Raw genomic sequence first — 16,998 nt, forward strand, 5'->3', positions numbered from 1 at the left:
CGCGGGCGCCCCGGCGCGGGTGCTGGTGAGGGCCTGCCCGGGCTCCCACCGGCCGGTCCATTTCGCTCTCGGCGCTGGGAAGGGCAGAATCTCTAGGGTGACTTTGCAACGCAATGAAGCGAACGGGGAAGGTGTCTCCCCATTCGTGGAGCTGGACCGGCAGACCTGGTCCCGGCTCGCTGCCCAGATGGAACAGCCCCTTAATGAAGAGGATGTGTTCCGCCTTCGCGGCCTCGGGGACCCCCTCGACATCAAGGAAGTGCGCGAGGTCTATCTGCCGCTGTCCCGGCTCCTGCACCTTTACGTGGAAGCCGCGGGCCAGCTTCACTCGGCCACCACTACCTTCCTCGGCGAAACCACCCAGCGCACGCCCTTCGTCATCGGCGTGGCCGGTTCGGTGGCCGTGGGCAAGTCCACCATCGCCCGCGTCCTGCGGGAGATGCTCCGCCGCTGGCCGGGCACCCCCAACGTGGAGCTCATCACCACGGATGGATTCCTCTACCCGCTCGCCGAGCTCAAGCGCCGGCAACTGCTGGAACGCAAGGGTTTCCCGGAGTCGTACGACCGCCGCGCCCTGCTGCGCTTTGTGAGCGAGATCAAGGGCGGCGCCGAGGAAGTCCGTGCCCCCTGGTATTCCCACGTCACCTACGACATCGTCCCCGGCAAGGAAGTGGTGGTGCGCCGGCCGGACGTGCTGATCGTCGAGGGACTGAACGTCCTGGCGCCGGCCCGGCCGCGGCAGGACGGCAGGCAGGGCCTGGCCCTGAGCGACTTCTTCGACTTCTCCATCTACGTCGACGCGAAAACCTCATATATCGAGGAGTGGTACGTGGACCGGTTCCGCAAACTGCGGACCACGGCCTTCGCCCAGCCGGAATCGTACTTCCACCGCTACGCAACACTCTCCGATACCGAGGCCGAACAAACCGCGCGTGAGATCTGGAAGCGCATCAACGAGCCCAACCTCGAGGAGAACGTCCTCCCGACCCGGGGCCGCGCGCAACTGGTCCTGACCAAGGACGCCGACCACTCCATCCGCCGGATGCTGCTGAGGAAGGTCTAGCACAGATGTGCTACGACAACGCGGACGGAGCGTTCGGGCGGCAGCCTGCCAGCCCGGATTCGCCGAGCCGCCGGGCCTTCAGCCGCCTCCTGCTGGCAGGCACCGGCCTCGCGGCGCTCTCAGCCTGCACCCCGGCCCAGTCCTTCACGCCGTCCGGCACGCCGGGGCCGACGCCGGACCCGACCCCGGGCATGGGCAGTGCGACGCCGACCGCAGCCGCCGCGGCGTCTAGCCCGCCGGCCAGCTCACCATCTGCGACCCCGGCGCCCGCGGCGGCGGCGGCTGTCCCGCCGTCGGCCGCGGCGCCCCCTCCCTCGGCCGCGGCGCCGGGGCCGCAGCATTCACTCACGGACCCCACCAGTGCCTGGGTGATCGTCAACAAGCACCGGCCGCTGGCCCCCGCCACCTTTGTGCCGCCGGATCTGGTCCGGCCGGCCGTCCGCCTGGCCACCTCCGGCGAGGCGGCACTGCTGAACAGCACGACGGCGGCCGCGGCGGAGAAGATGTTCGCGGCGGCGGCAGCGGAGGGCGTCATCATCACGCTGGCCAGCGGTTACCGTTCATTCGCGACGCAGACGGCGACCTACGGCAGTTGGGTTCGCGCGCAAGGGCAGGCCGGGGCCGACACTGCCTCCGCACGGCCGGGCTATTCCGAGCACCAGACGGGCTGGGCGTTCGACATTGGCGATGGCAGCGGCGCAGACGCTTTTACCCCACAGTTCAAGGACCGGCCGGCGGCAATCTGGGCGAAGGCTAACGCCCACCGCTTCGGCTTCGTGGTCCGCTACCCGTGGATGCTGCACGAAATCACCGGCTATTTCTACGAGCCATGGCATCTGCGCTACATCGGTACCGCGGCGGCCACGGACATGTCCGCCCGCGGGATCGGCACGCTGGAACAGTACTTCGGTCTGGAGCCGGCGCCGGCGTACTTGTAAGGCGTCAGCGGCCTGCGCGGATTTTCCCCACCTTTGCCACCACGACGACGGGACACCCCGGCGCAATCGGCCGACACGCCGTCGGGCGCCCTCGTAGGTGGGGAAACCCGGCGGCGCCGGCCACAGGGACCGGCCGACGGAACCGTTTGAGTCTGGCTATTCGGCCACAAGCTCCAGGGCCAGTTCGGTCCGTACCACTTGAGCCAGCCGCTCGGCGACGCCCTGGGCGGTCTTGTGGTCTCCGGCCTCCACCATCACTCGTACCACTGGCTCGGTGCCGGAGGGACGCAACAGGACGCGTCCGGTGTCGCCGAGTTCGGCTTCGGCGATCGACACGGCCGCAGCCACCACTTCATCGCCCTTCACCCGGCTACGGTCCACGCCCTTGACGTTGATGAGGACCTGGGGCAGCTTGGTCATCACCGTGGACAGTTCCTTGAGCGGGCGCCCGGTGAGGGCCACCTGGGCCGCAATTTGCAGCCCGGTCAGCACACCGTCGCCGGTGGTGGCGTGGTCGGCAAAAATCACATGCCCGGACTGCTCGCCGCCAAGGCTGAAGCCGCCGTTGCGCATTTCCTCGAGGACGTAGCGGTCCCCCACGCCGGTTTCACGCAGGCTGATCCCGGCGTCGCGCAGGGCGAGTTTCAGGCCGAGGTTGCTCATGACTGTGGCCACCAGGACATCGTCCTTGAGCTTTCCGGAGGCCTTGAGAGCTACGGCCAGGATGGCCATGATCTGGTCGCCGTCCACCTCGTTGCCTTCGTGGTCCACGGCGAGGCAACGGTCGGCGTCGCCGTCGTGGGCGATACCGAGATCCGCCCCGTGGTCCAGCACGGCCCGCTTGAGCGGGCCAAGGTGGGTGGAGCCCACCCCTTCGTTGATGTTGAGTCCGTCCGGTTCGGCGCCAATGACGATCACGTTGGCGCCGGCGTCCTTGAACACCTGCGGGGAACAGCCGCTGGCTGCGCCGTGGGCGCAGTCGAGCACCACTTTCAGGCCGTCCAGGCGGTGCGGGAGCGTGCCGAGCAGGTGCACGATGTAGCGGTCCTCGGCGTCGGAGAAGCGCTGGATCCGTCCTACCTCGCCGCCCACGGGCCGGAAGGGCTCCTTGGCGAGCTGCACTTCGATGGCGTCCTCGACGTCGTCGGGCAGCTTCTGGCCGCCACGGGCGAAGAATTTGATGCCGTTGTCAGGCGCAGGGTTGTGGGAGGCCGAGATCATGACGCCGAAGTCGGCGCCGAGGTCCGCCACGAGGTAGGCGGCAGCCGGGGTGGGGAGAACTCCGGCGTCGTAGACGTCGATTCCCGAGCTTGAGAGGCCGGCCTCCACGGCGGCCGCGAGGAACTCGCCACTGGCCCTCGGGTCGCGTGCAACCACGGCGATCGGCCGCTTCCCGGTCGTGTTGCGCTCATGGCCAAGTACGACGGCGGCGGCCTGGGCCAGCTGCAACGCGAGCTCGGCGGTCAGCAACCCGTTCGCCAGGCCGCGGACTCCATCGGTTCCAAATAATCTAGACATCGGGTCAAGCTTAGTCGATGGCCAGCCGCTCACGCTGGCGCGCGCGTATCGACCGCCTTTTGACCCAGCTGCGCCGGAGAGTTGGACGTGCGACTATTCGGTCCGAATGGCGGTTTTTTCACAGCTCCCCAACGACAAGAGCGGTCCACACTTACGCAGACCCCATCGTTTGATCAACAACATCGTTTGGTCAACGCCAGGGTGGCGGGTTGGCCGCAATGATCTCCGGGGTCAGGAGCATGCCCCCGAAGTCGGCACGCGCTTTCGCGAGTGCTGCCGGGTCCGGGTCGACGTTGGCGTACCAGGGCTCCAGGCCTTTGGCCTGCACGAGGTGTTTGTCTGCGCCGAGAGGCTTGAGATCCAGTCGGAGAGGTCGTTCGCGTGCGCGAGGTGGGCGTCGGTGAGGAGCTGCAGTCCGTGCGCGTCGGGGATGTACTGCCCGTTTAGGTGCCTGTTGTAGCGGACCTGGTATTCCTTCACGTGCGGTAGCGGCGGTCTGCCGTCGGAAAGCTCGCTCCAGCTGCTGGTGTTGACGTGGCTATGCTGCACGAACGCCAAATCGGTGTCCCCGGGGAACGCGAGCATGGCCCGAGTGACCTGGGCCAGCCTGTCCTGCCAGGACGCAGTGTCGTCCATGACCCCATAACAGCCCCGACCTAGAGTGCCCAGCGACGCCCAAACCAGTCGGCGTGGCTGGGACCGCAGATAGGTCACACCAGCCAGCGAATTTCGCGACGCCGTCCGCCAGCGCCGGACCCACGTCCGGGTTCTTCGTCCGGATCTGATGGATGTTGCGAAACAGGTACACGTATGCACGGTCGAGCCGGCCCCATGCCGTGGCGGCGTCAGTGATCTTCTCCGTCAGTGCGGGCGGGACATGCCAGGCCCGGCGCTGTTCGTCGGCGTCCAGCAAGGCCAGATCATCGGTCTGGTAGGACACGAACGCCGTGAGCTGTGGCGGCGGCCTGAGTTCGCCGCTCATCCAGTCCGGGAAAAAATGCCTCCGGCGCGGCGGTGACCTTTCCGGACTTCCCCAGGCTCTGTAGATGCCGGGCGAAGGCGTCCAGCCAAGCGCGGACCTCCTCCTCGGGGCCGGCCCTGCTCATTAGCGCCACTGGTCCGGCGTCGGAATCCGAGACTCCCCAGTGAAGACGACGTCGCCCCACCCTGCGTCCTCGACTGCCTGGTTCGCAACCTGGACCGCGGCCCCTACTGCGTCAAAGACATCCTTCGAACCACGGGGCCGGAACTGCAGCCACAGCTCCTCGTACTGGGCTTTCCGCCAAGCCTTCGACAACGCGCCCCACACAACCTCAACGCCGGGCTCCGGCATCCGATCCCCCTTCGTTCACGCGGCGCTACCCCTATCCGGCGAACCTACCCCATCCCATTGCCAACATTCGAGGAACCCCTCGACCCGGCCCAAATCAGGCTGAAAGATCGGTCGACTACTTGGTTTCGAGGTTTCTTGTACTCTATTTTCCCCAAACACCTACTGCCTTTTCCAGGATGCGTTTAGGCTTCGTGGCATGAAACCTAGCTCTGGGGGCTTGGCGCTTGAAATTGTTGTACCGGTCTTTAATGAGCAAGCGGTACTCGAAAAAAGCATCACAAAGCTCGTGAATTACTTAATGCAAGAAATGCCTTCGACGTGGCAAATCACCATCGCCGACAATGCCAGCACGGACAATACTTCGACTATTGCCCGGCGCTTGGCGGAGCAGCTGCCGAATGTGATTCACCGCAGACTCGAGGTCAAGGGACGCGGGTTCGCATTGAGGGACGCTTGGGGTGCATCCTCAGCCAAGGTCTTGGCGTACCTCGATGTTGATCTGTCAACGGACCTCGCGGCGCTGCCACCACTCGTGGCACCTCTGCTGTCGGGCCATTCGGACGTTTCCATCGGGACCCGGCTGGGGCAAAGTTCCAGGGTCAGCCGCGGCCCGAAGCGCGAGTTCATTTCACGGTCCTACAATTTTCTGCTCAGACGGACCATGCAGGTGCGATTCTCAGATGCCCAATGTGGCTTCAAGGCCATCCGGGCGGACGTCGCCAAGCGGATCCTTCCCCATATTGAGGACAATGGCTGGTTTTTCGATACGGAGTTGTTGATCATTGCCGAGCGCTCCGGCTTGCGGATCCATGAAATCCCCGTGGACTGGGTAGACGATCCCGACAGCAGAGTTGATATCAGGCAGACCGCTGTGGATGATCTCCGTGGTCTCGTTCGCGTTGCGGGCTCGCTGTTGAAAGGAAGCATTCCTGTCCAGGCAATCTACGCAGAGCTGGGGCGCCGGCCCATCGTTGCTCCGGGGCGGCCGAGCTTCTTCGGCCAGGTGCTTCGGTTCGGATTGGTGGGCGGGGCTTCCACAATCGCTTTTGCCTTGCTCTATCTAACCCTTCAAGCACCCTTTGGCGCACAGCAGTCGAACTTCTTAGCACTGCTTTTGACCGCCGTCGGTAATACCGCAGCCAACCGCCGGTTCACGTTTGGCATCCGTGGTCCGGTAAGGCTCTTCACTCAACAGTTCCAAGGACTCGTGGTCTTCCTGCTTGCCTGGACCATCACTTCCTCCTCGCTGACGATTCTTCATGCCATCAGTGTCGATGCCGTTCCAAGTCACGAACTCCTGGTGCTGACTGGGGCAAACGTCATAGCTACGCTGCTGAGGTTTGTCCTGCTCCGGGCCTGGGTTTTCAGGGTCGGTCATGTCGCCCAACGGGGCGCTCGTATCTCCCCCCAGCCAGTTGAGGGACCTGCGCTTTGAACTCCGCGCAGGCCCGTTCACTGAACACCGCGCCTGTCCTCAGCGAGCGAACATCCGCCTTGGACCGGGGCCTCTTGGTCGAGTGGCCACGCACGCTGTTCCACGGCAGCCGGTGGCAGCGTCCCGCTCTGTTGGCCCTGCTGGCGCTCACAGCGTTGCTGTACACATGGGGCTTGGATCGCAACGGGTGGGCGAATTCCTACTACTCCGCGGCTGCTATGTCGGGGTCCCTGGACTGGACGGCATTTGTCTTTGGTGCCTCCGATCCGGGGAATGCGATCACCGTGGACAAGCCCCCTCTCAGTATCTGGCTCATGTCGCTATCGGTCCGGGTGTTCGGACTCAGCTCCTGGAGCCTCTTGCTTCCCCAGGCGTTCATGGGCGTGGCCAGTGTCTACCTGCTATACCGAATGGTCCAAAAGCGCTTCAATTCAGCCGTAGGCCTCCTGGCCGGAGCGTTTATGGCCGTCATGCCCGTCTCTACAGTCATGTTTCGCTACAACAATCCTGATGCGCTCCTGACGCTGCTCATGATTGGAATTGCCTTTCTTGCCCTGGAATCCATCGATCGTGGCCAAGTTAGATGGCTGCTGCTGGCCGGCCTGCTCACTGGCCTGGCGCTTCTCACGAAACAGCTTCAGGTCGTGCTTCTGCTGCCTTCCATTGCGGCAGCATACTTTCTGTTCTCGCGCGCCTCAGTATTCAAGCGGTGCCTGCATCTTCTCGCTGCCCTCGGCGCGGCCGCGGTTGCAGGCGGCTGGTGGTTCCTGTTAGTTCAAATCACGGACCCGGCCCGACGACCGTTCATCGGCGGCTCCAGGAAGAACAGCGCCGTGGAACTCACCTTGGGCTATAACGGGCTCGACCGCCTGACCGGGGAAGACGCCAGCAGAACCATGGCGGCGGGTATCACGGGCGCGGCTGACCAACTCGATGTCGGCTTCCAGCGCTTCCTCCAGCCACAGTTCTCCGGACAGAGCGGGTGGTTCCTCCCGTTGGCTGCAGCGGGTCTCTGCATTGGACTCTGGTGCATCGTCCGGCGCCGAGTGCCCCGCGCCGCAAGTGCGCTCCTCGTGCTTTGCTGCGTGTGGTTCGCCTGCTCCGCCACCGTTCTCGCCTTCATGTCTGGAATCGTGCACCCGTATTATGTCCTGACCGCTGTCCCGCCCATGTGCTGCCTGGCGGCTGTGGCCCTGGTGTACTTTCTGCATGGGCTCGCCGCCCCCCGCACGCGTTGGGCAGCCATGATCACGCTGACGGCGAGCATGATCATTGCATATGTCACCGCGGTCCGTTCGACGGCGGATTTCCCGGGCTTGCCCTATGCCCTGCTGATAATTTGGGGCGTCGCGATCGCCGGAATCCTTATCCCTGCGCCAAAACCCGCAGTAGCACGGGCAAGCGCAATGTTCCTGCTCGCCGCGTTGTTCCTTGGGCCCCTGTTGTGGTCGCTGAACACGGTCCTGGCCCCCCACATCGGGGCCGGAGTGGTTGCTGGGCCCAGTATCCTCGGCATGCGTACCGATGAGCGCAATCGCGCGTCGCCCGACACTCACCCGAGTTACTTGGCCGTCATGTACGGTGATCTGCCGTCGGCCGGCGTCCTTGAGCGCTTGAGCAACCAGCCGGCGTCCACGACGTGGGCGGCTGCCATAGTCGGCTCCGAGACTGCAGCCAACTATCAGCTCGAATCCGGCCATGCGGTGCTGCCGCTGGGTGGCTTCGACGGGACGGATCCGTTTCCGACCCTGGAACAGTTCGAGGTGCTCGTCGCGGAAGGACGAGTGGGATCTGTCGTGATCCAAAATCTGCCGCCGCAGACTCTTGAGGGCCGCGGCGAGTCGGCCAGAATCGTCGAGTGGTTACGGCATCGATTCGTTGCGGAAGACATCGACGGAGCACAGTACTTCCAACTCGCCAAATAAGAGCCCTGAAACGGCGAAAGCCCGCCCCGCCGAGTGGCGGGACGGGCTTTCGTGCAAGCGCCAGAAGCGCTTGAAAGCGGGATTAGCGCTTGGAGTACTGCTGAGCCTTACGGGCCTTCTTGAGACCGGCCTTCTTACGCTCGATGACGCGGGCGTCACGGCGCAGGTAACCGGCCTTCTTCAGGGTGGCGCGGTTGTTCTCGGTGTCGATCTCGTTCAGTGAACGGGCGATGCCGAGGCGCAGGGCACCGGCCTGGCCGGAGATGCCGCCACCGTGGATGCGGGCGATGACGTCGTAGGCGCCGTCAAGATCGAGGATCTTGAAGGGCTCGTTGACGTCCTGCTGGTGCAGCTTGTTCGGGAAGTAGTTCGCCAGCTCGCGGCCGTTGATGGTCCACTTGCCGGAGCCCGGCACAACGCGAACGCGTGCAACGGCTTCCTTACGACGGCCAACTGCAGCGCCGGCAACGGTCAGTGCCGGGCGTTCCTTCTTCGGCGCAGCTGCTTCCGCAGCACCGCTCTCCGAGGTGTAGCTGGTCAGGTTTTCCTCAGCCTCAACGGCTTCGGTGGTCAGTTCTTCGTTCTGAGCCACGATTCTCCTTGATAAAAAGTTGGTTGGTGGCCAGGACTACTGGGCGACCTGGGTGATTTCGAAAGTCTTGGGCTGCTGGGCGGCGTGGGGGTGCTCTGCACCGCGGTACACCTTCAGCTTGCCCAGCTGCTGTGCAGCGAGGGAGTTCTTCGGGAGCATGCCCTTGATGGCCTTCTCCACGGCGCGAACCGGGTTGGACTCAAGCAGCTCCGCGTAGTTGACGGAGGTCAGGCCGCCCGGGTAACCGGAGTGGCGGTATGCGCGCTTCTGCTCCAGCTTGGCGCCGGTGAGGGCAACCTTTTCAGCGTTGATGATGATGACGAAGTCGCCCATGTCCATGTGGGACGCAAAGGTGGCCTTGTGCTTGCCGCGCAGCAGGATTGCGGTCTGGCTGGCAAGACGACCAAGGACAACGTCGGTGGCGTCAATGACGTGCCACTGGCGGTTGATATCGCCGGGCTTCGGGGTGTACGTACGCACGGTGTTTGCCTCGTTCTTGTTCTGGCGTTCTTGTTTTAGGCGTCACTCTTACGGTGCACCTACTATCTATGCGCTACCGGAACAGAGGTGAGGGCTCTATGTAACCAGTCATCCTGAGGTCTCGAATGTGCACGTTGAGTAGCTATCCTGCAACCGGATTCTCAAGCGGGCACGCACCATCGAGATAGGACACGCACAACGACTACCAAGAATAGCCGATCGCGGCCTCTTGGGTCAAAATGGGGTGTCCGGATGCATCCTGTCTGCGCCTTGTTTCGCAGACCGTCCCATGCCGGCCCGCCGCATCCCTGGAGGAACAGTGTCCGATCCCACCGCCGCCGGCTCCATCCCCCTGCTCTTGGAACAGTCGGCCGGACCGATGACTGGACTTCTGTTCATAGCCGGTGTTGGCATCGCGGGAGCATGCCTGGGCCTGCTGGCCGAACTCCTCATCCGGCGCACACTCCCCCGCCTTGGCGGACCCCTGACGGTACGCATGAGAATTACGACGGCGGCGGCCGCCTTTACGCTGTCCGCCCTGCTGGCCTTGCGCTTCGGACTCGCCTCCGAGCTTCCCGCCTACATCCTGCTGGCGGTTGCCGGCGTCCAGCTGGCGCGGATCGACCTTTTGCACCATCTACTGCCCAACCGGATGGTTTTGCCCCTACTCGGGGCCGGCCTGGTACTCCTCGGGGCCGCCGCAGGAGTGTCCGGCGAGGCAGGTAGCCTGCTACGCGGGGCTGCCGGCGCCTTAATATTGTTCGTTTTGTACCTTTTTCTTGCCCTGACCAGCCGAAACGGCCTCGGAATGGGCGATGTGAAGCTTGCGGCACCACTTGGCCTGTACTTGGGCTACCTAGGCTGGTCCCACTTGTTCTACGGAGGGGCGCTGGGGTTCGTCGCAGGTGGCGTCGCCTCCCTGCTCGTGGTCCTCAAAAACCGCGGAAACAAGCCGAAGGAAGTGCCCTACGGGCCGTCGATGCTGGCTGCCGGCCTGGCCATCATCCTGCTGCTCCCCTAGGTGTGCTACGTCCCCGTGGGACGCGAATTAAGTAAGACGCCTTATCAAACCAAGTAGTCGAGCCCTGCCCCTACTTGGAAACTGAGTACACCTCACATTTGTGGGCAGGTGATGCCCTAAATTTCCTTCAAAAAGTCGAGTATCCCGCGCCATTGCCGAGGCCTTAATCGCCATGCAAATGTTGTCTCAACGGAACTCCAGCGGTTTAGCAAAAGGGGATTTGCTGGAATTTCGTTTCATATTCGAAACTCTGAAAAGGAAAAATGAAATGACTGGTCTCATGGTCTCAATGCTCGCATTCATCGCCGGCGCCAAGGATCGCCTCTCCTCCGAGAAGGGCGCAACGGCCGTTGAATACGGACTGCTCGTGGCGCTCATCGCGGCAGTAATCATCGGCGTCGTTGTAACGCTCGGCACTCAGATCAACACCGCGTTCACCACGATCTCGGGCAAGCTCTAGCCGCACACATGCAGAAAGGCCCAGGGCGGGGGCGGAGGTAGTTCGGGCGTTAGCTCCGCTGCCATCGCCTCCGCCCTGGGTTTTTCGATTTTCACGGTTGTGCCAGGTCTCAATTGTTGGAGGGGTTGTGAAAGGTCTCAGTAGATGTAGCTTGGCCCTGCGGCGGGTGGCGGGAGCCGGCCGATGGGGGAAACTTTCAAGCGAGGCGGGAGCGACTGCGGTCGAATACGGCCTCTTGGTGGCACTCATCGCCGCCGTGATCATAGGCATTGTTGCGACTCTTGGAGGTCAACTGGTTCCTGGCTTTCAATCCGTGATCGACGGTCTCTGATGACGGCCCGGCGTCGGGCGGCCGGACGCCCCGGACCCGAAAGGGAAAAGGGAGCGGTCGCAGTCGAGTTTGCGTTGGTTCTGCCGATCTTCCTGGTTCTCGTCTTGGGAATCGTCGAATTCAGCAGAGCGTATAACATCCAGGTATCGCTCTCAGAAGCTGCCCGGGAGACTGCACGGTATACGGCGATTCACTACGCCGATGCCGGCTTCAGCGCGGCAACGGCCCAGGGTGTGGGCGTCAGCGCTGCGCCAACTGTGGCCCTGGCACCCGGGAACATCAACATTTCGTACTCCGGCGGCGGCGCTTGTGCAGCGGGCGAAAGCGTTGTTGTCACCGTTGATTTGGCAACTCCCTATATGACCGGATTTCCTGCACTCATCCCGGGCATGCCGGCCAGCCTCAACATCTCAAGTAAAGGTGTAATGCGATGTGGCGGCTGAGGCACGATGATCGCGAACGCGGTGTCGTTGCACCCCTGACCGCCATCCTCATGGTGGCGATGCTAGGAATGGCGGCTTTCGCAGTGGATGTCGCAACGATGTACTCCGAACACGCCCAGCTGCAAAATGGCGCGGACTCCGCCGCGTTGGCCATTGCAGAATCCTGCGCCAATACGCCTACTGACGCGTCCTGTACCGCACCTATGTCCTACGCAACGGGATTTGCAAATGGCAATGCCCTGGACGGGCATACCAACGTACTCAGTGCCGCGGTAGGTGCCGGCACGGTGAACGTCACAACCCAGGCCCAGGATACCTCGGGAAACAATCACTTCTCACTCATCTTTGCCCGTGTTCTTGGCATCCAGGTTACGGACATCCAGGCCTCGGCTGAGGCGAAGTTTGGTGGTTACTCCAGTAGCAATGTGCTTCCGCTTTCGTTCTCAAAATGTGAGTCGGATCCTGGTTTTACAAAGGGACTGCAGTTCTTCCCGGAGCACGGAAATGCATTAGCAGACGACCCCGGTTATGAATGCATTACGACTTCCTCATCGGGACTCGAAGTTCCCGGGGGATTCGGCTGGCTGGATCATGCCTCCGGGGTCTGCAACGTCACCGTAGACATCATGGACCCGTGGGTAGGAACTAATACCGGCAATAACTATGACAGTGATTGCGCCACCACTATGAACAAGTGGGGAGCTATCCTGGCCGACCCTTCGAAGACCGTAGAAATACTCGTACCGATTTTTGACGATGTCCGCGGCACGGGAGCCGGCGCGGAATTCCACATCGAGGCCTTCGCCCAAATATCCCTGCGGGGATGGAATTTGAAAGGTGGCAGCTCGCTGCCAGGGGACTTCATGACTGCGGAAGCAACCGCACTGTCCAAATCACTGAAGCTCAAGAATAGCGACAACGGAATTTTTGGACGTTTTATCAAGAAGGTCACCCTGGCCGAAGCAGCAACCATGGGCGGCCCGAAAACCTACGGAGCGCTGGGGGTCCAACTCTCCAAGTAGCAACGACCACATCAATGAGTTCTATTCGGCAAAAGGAGAAAGTCACAGTGAAAACTCGCCTACTGGGAGGCATAGTCGCACTCGTGCTGGCAATCGTTGGCACACTGCTATTGGTCTCATATGTTCAAGCATCAGAAGCCAGGGCCCAACAGGACCTGCAGCCCGTCGAGGTACTGGTAGTTCAGGAGCAGATCCCGAGGGGATCCGATGTTGAAAAGATCAAATCCGCCGTAAAGCTGACATCGCTTCCCGCAGCTTCCGTTCCCAACGGAGCGCTCAAGAGCCTCGAAGGATTGAATGGAAAGGTCGCAGGTGTTGAGCTGCTGCCCGGAGAGCCCCTACTGGGCGCCCGGCTGGCCGACCCTGAGAGCCTCTCAGCGCCAGGCTCCGTCCCGGTTCCCAACGGGATGCAGGAAATCTCGGTGCAGCTGGAGGCTCAGCGGGTCGTCGGCGGACGCATCGCGGCCGGCGACACGGTGGGCATCGTGGTCCTCTTCGACAAGGGCGCGCTGAAGGACGCCCCCGACCTTGAAACCGGTCAGGAGGTCTTCCACAAGGTCCTGGTGACCAGTGTTCAGCGGTCCACAGCAAAGGCATCAACTGCCAGTGACCCGGCCACGCAGGCTAACACGGAGCTGCCTACGGGACAGCTGATCGTCACGTTTGCCCGCAACGACGCCGATTCCGCGAAAATCGCGTTCGGTGCCCATTTTGGGAGCCTCTGGCTCACCAAGGAGCCGTCCACCGCCACTGAGGGCGCCCCCGTTGTGGTCAAGAAGCCGGAACTGTACCGATGAGCCGCTTCGTACTGATCACCTCAGATCCAGGGTTTGAACGGCGTGTAAGGCAGGCGGCTTCCGGGCTGCATGGCACGTTCCACGCGATCGTGGCCGACAGCCTCCCCCAGGGTCCGGATGACCTGCTGCGAGTCCTGAGCGGCGACCCAGTGGAAGTCATTCTGCTGGGCCCCGGTTTGCAGACAGAGGACTCCATCCGTCTGGCCAGTCTCTTCGACCTTCAGTATCCGGAAATAAGCGTTGTCCTGGTCACTGAAAGTGAGGAGGGCGTCGCCCTTCCCGCAATGCGGGCCGGCATCAGGGATTTGCTCCAGCCTGGTTCGGATGTTGACACCATCCGCTCGTTGCTGGAGCGGGCAAGTCTCGCAGCAGCCGGCCGGCGCCGTGGACTGGGAAACTCCGTGGAAGGACAGGCCAGGAGCGGCCGGATCATCGCCGTCATGTCGCCCAAAGGCGGGGTCGGCAAGACAACGGTCACCACCAACCTCGCTGTGGGGCTGGGCAAGGAAGCCCCCATGGGCGTCGTGGTGGTAGACCTCGACCTCCAATTCGGCGACGTTGCTTCGGGGCTCACGCTGGAACCGGAGCGGACACTCGCTGATGCTGTCGTCGGCGCCGCAGTCCTGGACAGCGTCGTGCTGAAGTCCTATTTGACGCTGCATCCCTCAGGCATCTACGCCCTCTGTGCCCCGCTGCGCCCAACCGATGCAGACCAGATATCGGGCGAACAGGTAGGCCGACTCCTGAGCCAACTGGCTAACGAATTCAAGTACGTGGTGGTCGATACAGCACCTGGCCTGGGCGAGCATGTCCTGGCCACGCTGGAAATGGCAACTGATGCTGTGTGGGTGTGCGGCATGGACATTCCCAGCATCCGCGGGCTTCGAACTGGATTCGGCATCCTCGCGGAACTCGACCTCGTACCAGACAACCGCCACGTCGTCCTCAATTTTGCGGATCGACGTACGGGGCTGACGCTGCAGGACGTTGAGGCCACGATCGGTTGTCCCGTGGATGTGGTGCTTCCGCGATCCCGCGCTGTGCCATTTTCCACGAACAAAGGCGCGCCGCTGCTCCAAGACGGCACCAGGGATTCGGTGACAAAGGGCCTCCGCCAGCTTGTGGAACGGTTCAGCGCCAACTGGGAGTCTCGCCCCCACAAGAAACTTCACAGAAGGGCAGTAGTCTAATGAACCTCACCAAGCGTTTTGAATCTCTTCGGGGCGGCGGCGGTGGCGACACGGAAGCTGCGACGAATCCGGTGGCCGCAAGCGGACCCTGGTCGAGTGGGCCAGCATTGGCAGCAGAGTCACCATCCATGGCACCTGAGCCGAAGGTCCTCGGCACAGATGCCAACGAAGCCTTGACCGCCGTCAAGGATCGGGCGGGCACCGCGCTGTACGAACGTATGGGTAGCCGGATCACTGATGCGTCCCTGGACGAGGCCGAGCTGCAAAGCTATGTCAAGGACGAGCTTCGGGCCATCGTGGACGAAGATGAAATTCCGCTTACTGCCCCTGAACGGCACCGTCTCGTTCAGGAGATTATGGACGATGTCCTGGGGCTCGGACCGCTCCAGAAGTTCCTGAATGAGACGGCCGTTACGGAAATCATGGTCAATGGGCCGGACAAGGTCTACGTGGAACGTGGCGGGCGCCTTTTCCTCACGAACGCACGCTTCAGTTCGGAAGACCACCTGCGCCGGATCATTGAACGTATCGTCACCAAGGTCGGGCGGCGGATCGACGAGTCGTCTCCCATGGTTGATGCCCGCCTGACCGACGGCTCGCGCGTCAACGCGATCATTCCCCCACTTGCAGTGAACGGGGCATCGCTGACGATTCGAAAGTTCGGGCAGACACCGTTGACGGTCGACAATCTGATCACGTTCGGAACCTTGACACCGGAGATGGCGGAGCTCTTGCATGCCTGTGTGCAGGCGCGGCTGAACATCCTGGTGTCCGGCGGTACCGGCACCGGGAAGACGACTCTGCTCAATGTTCTCTCGTCCTTCCTGCCGGCCGATGAGCGGATTGTCACCATCGAGGATGCCGTGGAACTACAGCTGCAGCAGGAGCATGTTGTGCGGCTGGAGAGTCGGCCGCGCAACATTGAGGGTAAGGGCGAGATCTCTATCCGCGACCTGGTGCGGAATTCACTTCGCATGCGGCCCGACCGGATTGTCATTGGCGAAGTCCGCGGCGGCGAATCACTCGACATGTTGCAGGCGATGAACACCGGACATGACGGCTCAATTTCCACCGTGCACGCCAACTCTCCCCGCGATGCCATCGCGCGACTCGAGACATTGGTGCTCATGGCAGGAATGGACTTGCCGCTGCGCGCAATTCGCGAACAGATTGCATCGGCCGTAAACCTCATTGTGCATATTTCGCGACTCAGGGACGGGACGCGCCGCATCACCCACGTCACCGAGGTGCAGGGAATGGAAGGCGATATCGTCACCCTGCAAGACGCGTTCACCTTCGACTACAGCGCCGGCCTTGATGCTAACGGACGGTTCCTCGGCCGCCCCACTGCCACCGGCGTCCGGCCTCGCTTTGCCGACCATTTTGCCGAGCTGGGCATCCAGCTCTCACCTGCCGTATTCGGCGGCTTGCACATGGGCGGTGGACACCGGTGACCGCCACAAGCCCCATTTTTTTCGCCTTGGGCATTGGCCTTTGCCTCGTAGCTCTCGGCATCCTCCTATTTTCGACGATGGGCATGGGCAAGGCCGGAATTGCTTTATCCAGGCGGCGGCCCGGAGTCAAGGAAGAAACCTCTCTTTTGACCCGTGTAACGGACCACGCCGTGACCTTCGTGGATCGGAATGTCAGCAAGAATGCCCGTTTCGGTACGAGGGAATCGCTGGAGCAGGCAGGCCTGAAGCTCCGGCAGGCTGACTTCATCCTCTTGGTTTGTTGCATCGGCGTCACGGCGAGCCTTGTCGGGTTTATTCTGGGCGGCGTCCTCATGGGTCTGCTGTTCCTCGTGGTCACTCCGTTGCTTGCGATGCTTTTCCTGAGGATTCTCTCCAGCCGCAGACGCGCGAAATTTGAGGATCAGCTGGGGGATACGTTGCAGATGCTAGCTGGCGGGTTGCGGGCCGGGCACAGCCTTCTGCGGTCGGTGGACGCAGTTGCCCAGGAAGCAGAATCCCCAACGTCCGAGGAATTCGCCCGGTTGGTCAATGAAACACGCCTCGGGCGGGATTTGAAGGACTCGATGCTTGATGCTGCCAAACGCCTCAAGAGCGACGACTTCGATTGGACCGGGCAGGCCATAGAGATCCACCGCGAGGTGGGCGGAGACTTGGCAGAAGTCCTCGACCATGTGGGGGAAACCATCCGGGAACGTTCTGAGATCAAGGGACAGGTCAAGGCTCTGAGCGCCGAGGGTAAACTCTCTGCCTACATCCTGATCGCCCTGCCCGTTGGCATGTTCTTGTATCTCAGTGCAGCGAGCCCAAGCTACATGGCCGTTCTGTACTCGAATTTCATTGGCTGGGTAATGGTGGGCATGTCTGTGGTGCTGCTGGCCCTCGGCTCCTGGTGGCTCAGCCGCGTCGTAAAGATCAAGTTCTAGGAGGCTCGTTGTGAGTGTATTGGCGTGGTTATTGGTCGGACTCATCATCGTT

At 62.4% G+C, this 16,998-nt stretch carries 18 protein-coding genes; 13 read left to right on the forward strand and 5 right to left on the reverse strand.

Going from position 1 to position 16,998, the window contains the following annotated elements; genetic code table 11:
• The first annotated feature begins 97 nt into the window (after positions 1–97).
• Positions 98–1,063 carry a type I pantothenate kinase gene (gene coaA, locus AC1D2F_RS02765; protein WP_229992818.1) on the forward strand — a complete coding sequence of 322 codons (966 nt, stop codon included), beginning with the start codon at positions 98–100 and terminating at the stop codon, positions 1,061–1,063.
• Positions 1,064–1,068: 5 nt separating this feature from the next.
• The gene (locus AC1D2F_RS02770) at positions 1,069–2,001 is read left to right on the forward strand and encodes a M15 family metallopeptidase (protein ID WP_229992817.1); all 933 of its coding nucleotides are present in this window, start codon (positions 1,069–1,071) and stop codon (positions 1,999–2,001) included.
• A gap of 156 nt (positions 2,002–2,157) precedes the next feature.
• Here the strand turns inward: AC1D2F_RS02770 and glmM are convergent, their stop codons facing one another.
• From glmM to AC1D2F_RS02785, 3 genes are all read right to left on the reverse strand, one after another.
• Positions 2,158–3,519 (reverse strand): phosphoglucosamine mutase, encoded by a 1,362-nt coding sequence (gene glmM / locus AC1D2F_RS02775; RefSeq protein ID WP_364745572.1) that lies wholly within the window; start codon positions 3,517–3,519, stop codon positions 2,158–2,160.
• 231 nt (positions 3,520–3,750) lie between these two features.
• Positions 3,751–4,155 (reverse strand): hypothetical protein, encoded by a 405-nt coding sequence (locus AC1D2F_RS02780; RefSeq protein WP_476966120.1) that lies wholly within the window; start codon positions 4,153–4,155, stop codon positions 3,751–3,753.
• A gap of 469 nt (positions 4,156–4,624) precedes the next feature.
• Positions 4,625–4,852 (reverse strand): hypothetical protein, encoded by a 228-nt coding sequence (locus tag AC1D2F_RS02785; protein WP_476966121.1) that lies wholly within the window; start codon positions 4,850–4,852, stop codon positions 4,625–4,627.
• 196 nt (positions 4,853–5,048) lie between these two features.
• On the opposite strand from AC1D2F_RS02785, the gene AC1D2F_RS02790 reads away from it, so the two are divergent.
• Positions 5,049–6,287, forward strand: a complete 1,239-nt coding sequence (locus tag AC1D2F_RS02790) for a bifunctional glycosyltransferase family 2/GtrA family protein (protein ID WP_476966122.1) — start codon at positions 5,049–5,051, stop codon at positions 6,285–6,287.
• Complete coding sequence (locus AC1D2F_RS02795; RefSeq protein WP_476966123.1) at positions 6,284–8,212, forward strand: ArnT family glycosyltransferase; 1,929 nt, start codon at positions 6,284–6,286, stop codon at positions 8,210–8,212. The genes AC1D2F_RS02790 and AC1D2F_RS02795 overlap by 4 nt, the downstream gene beginning before the upstream one ends.
• Positions 8,213–8,294: 82 nt before the next feature.
• Here the strand turns inward: AC1D2F_RS02795 and rpsI are convergent, their stop codons facing one another.
• Together rpsI and rplM are read right to left on the reverse strand one after the other, a co-directional pair.
• Positions 8,295–8,804, reverse strand: a complete 510-nt coding sequence (gene rpsI / locus AC1D2F_RS02800) for a 30S ribosomal protein S9 (RefSeq protein WP_018773707.1) — start codon at positions 8,802–8,804, stop codon at positions 8,295–8,297.
• A 36-nt stretch (positions 8,805–8,840) separates the two neighbouring features.
• A complete protein-coding gene (gene rplM / locus AC1D2F_RS02805; RefSeq protein ID WP_015937805.1) occupies positions 8,841–9,284 on the reverse strand; it encodes a 50S ribosomal protein L13 in 444 nt (147 codons plus the stop codon).
• A gap of 319 nt (positions 9,285–9,603) precedes the next feature.
• Here rplM and AC1D2F_RS02810 point away from each other — a divergent pair, with 319 nt between their 5' ends.
• The 9 genes from AC1D2F_RS02810 (at position 9,604) to AC1D2F_RS02850 (ending at position 16,946) form a co-directional block, all read left to right on the forward strand.
• Positions 9,604–10,305 carry a prepilin peptidase gene (locus tag AC1D2F_RS02810; protein ID WP_476966124.1) on the forward strand — a complete coding sequence of 234 codons (702 nt, stop codon included), beginning with the start codon at positions 9,604–9,606 and terminating at the stop codon, positions 10,303–10,305.
• 268 nt (positions 10,306–10,573) lie between these two features.
• Positions 10,574–10,765 carry a Flp family type IVb pilin gene (locus tag AC1D2F_RS02815; protein WP_223980166.1) on the forward strand — a complete coding sequence of 64 codons (192 nt, stop codon included), beginning with the start codon at positions 10,574–10,576 and terminating at the stop codon, positions 10,763–10,765.
• 256 nt (positions 10,766–11,021) lie between these two features.
• A complete protein-coding gene (locus AC1D2F_RS02820; RefSeq protein ID WP_476966273.1) occupies positions 11,022–11,096 on the forward strand; it encodes a hypothetical protein in 75 nt (24 codons plus the stop codon).
• Between the two features lie 104 nt (positions 11,097–11,200).
• Complete coding sequence (locus AC1D2F_RS02825; protein WP_476966125.1) at positions 11,201–11,539, forward strand: TadE/TadG family type IV pilus assembly protein; 339 nt, start codon at positions 11,201–11,203, stop codon at positions 11,537–11,539.
• Positions 11,527–12,561 (forward strand): pilus assembly protein TadG-related protein, encoded by a 1,035-nt coding sequence (locus tag AC1D2F_RS02830; protein ID WP_476966126.1) that lies wholly within the window; start codon positions 11,527–11,529, stop codon positions 12,559–12,561. Before AC1D2F_RS02825 ends, AC1D2F_RS02830 begins: the two co-directional genes overlap by 13 nt.
• Before the next feature lie 47 nt (positions 12,562–12,608).
• Positions 12,609–13,358 (forward strand): Flp pilus assembly protein CpaB, encoded by a 750-nt coding sequence (gene cpaB / locus AC1D2F_RS02835; RefSeq protein WP_476966127.1) that lies wholly within the window; start codon positions 12,609–12,611, stop codon positions 13,356–13,358.
• On the forward strand, positions 13,355–14,548 hold the full coding sequence (locus AC1D2F_RS02840) for a CpaE/TadZ family protein (protein WP_476966128.1): 1,194 nt from the start codon (positions 13,355–13,357) through the stop codon (positions 14,546–14,548). Before cpaB ends, AC1D2F_RS02840 begins: the two co-directional genes overlap by 4 nt.
• Positions 14,548–16,002: a CpaF family protein gene (locus AC1D2F_RS02845; RefSeq protein WP_476966129.1), complete on the forward strand. Its 1,455-nt coding sequence runs from the start codon at positions 14,548–14,550 to the stop codon at positions 16,000–16,002. The genes AC1D2F_RS02840 and AC1D2F_RS02845 overlap by 1 nt, the downstream gene beginning before the upstream one ends.
• Positions 15,999–16,946, forward strand: coding sequence for a type II secretion system F family protein (locus tag AC1D2F_RS02850; protein ID WP_476966130.1), 948 nt, complete (start codon positions 15,999–16,001; stop codon positions 16,944–16,946). Before AC1D2F_RS02845 ends, AC1D2F_RS02850 begins: the two co-directional genes overlap by 4 nt.
• Positions 16,947–16,998: the final 52 nt, after the last annotated feature.

Source organism: Arthrobacter sp. P1_B3 (assembly GCF_056406615.1).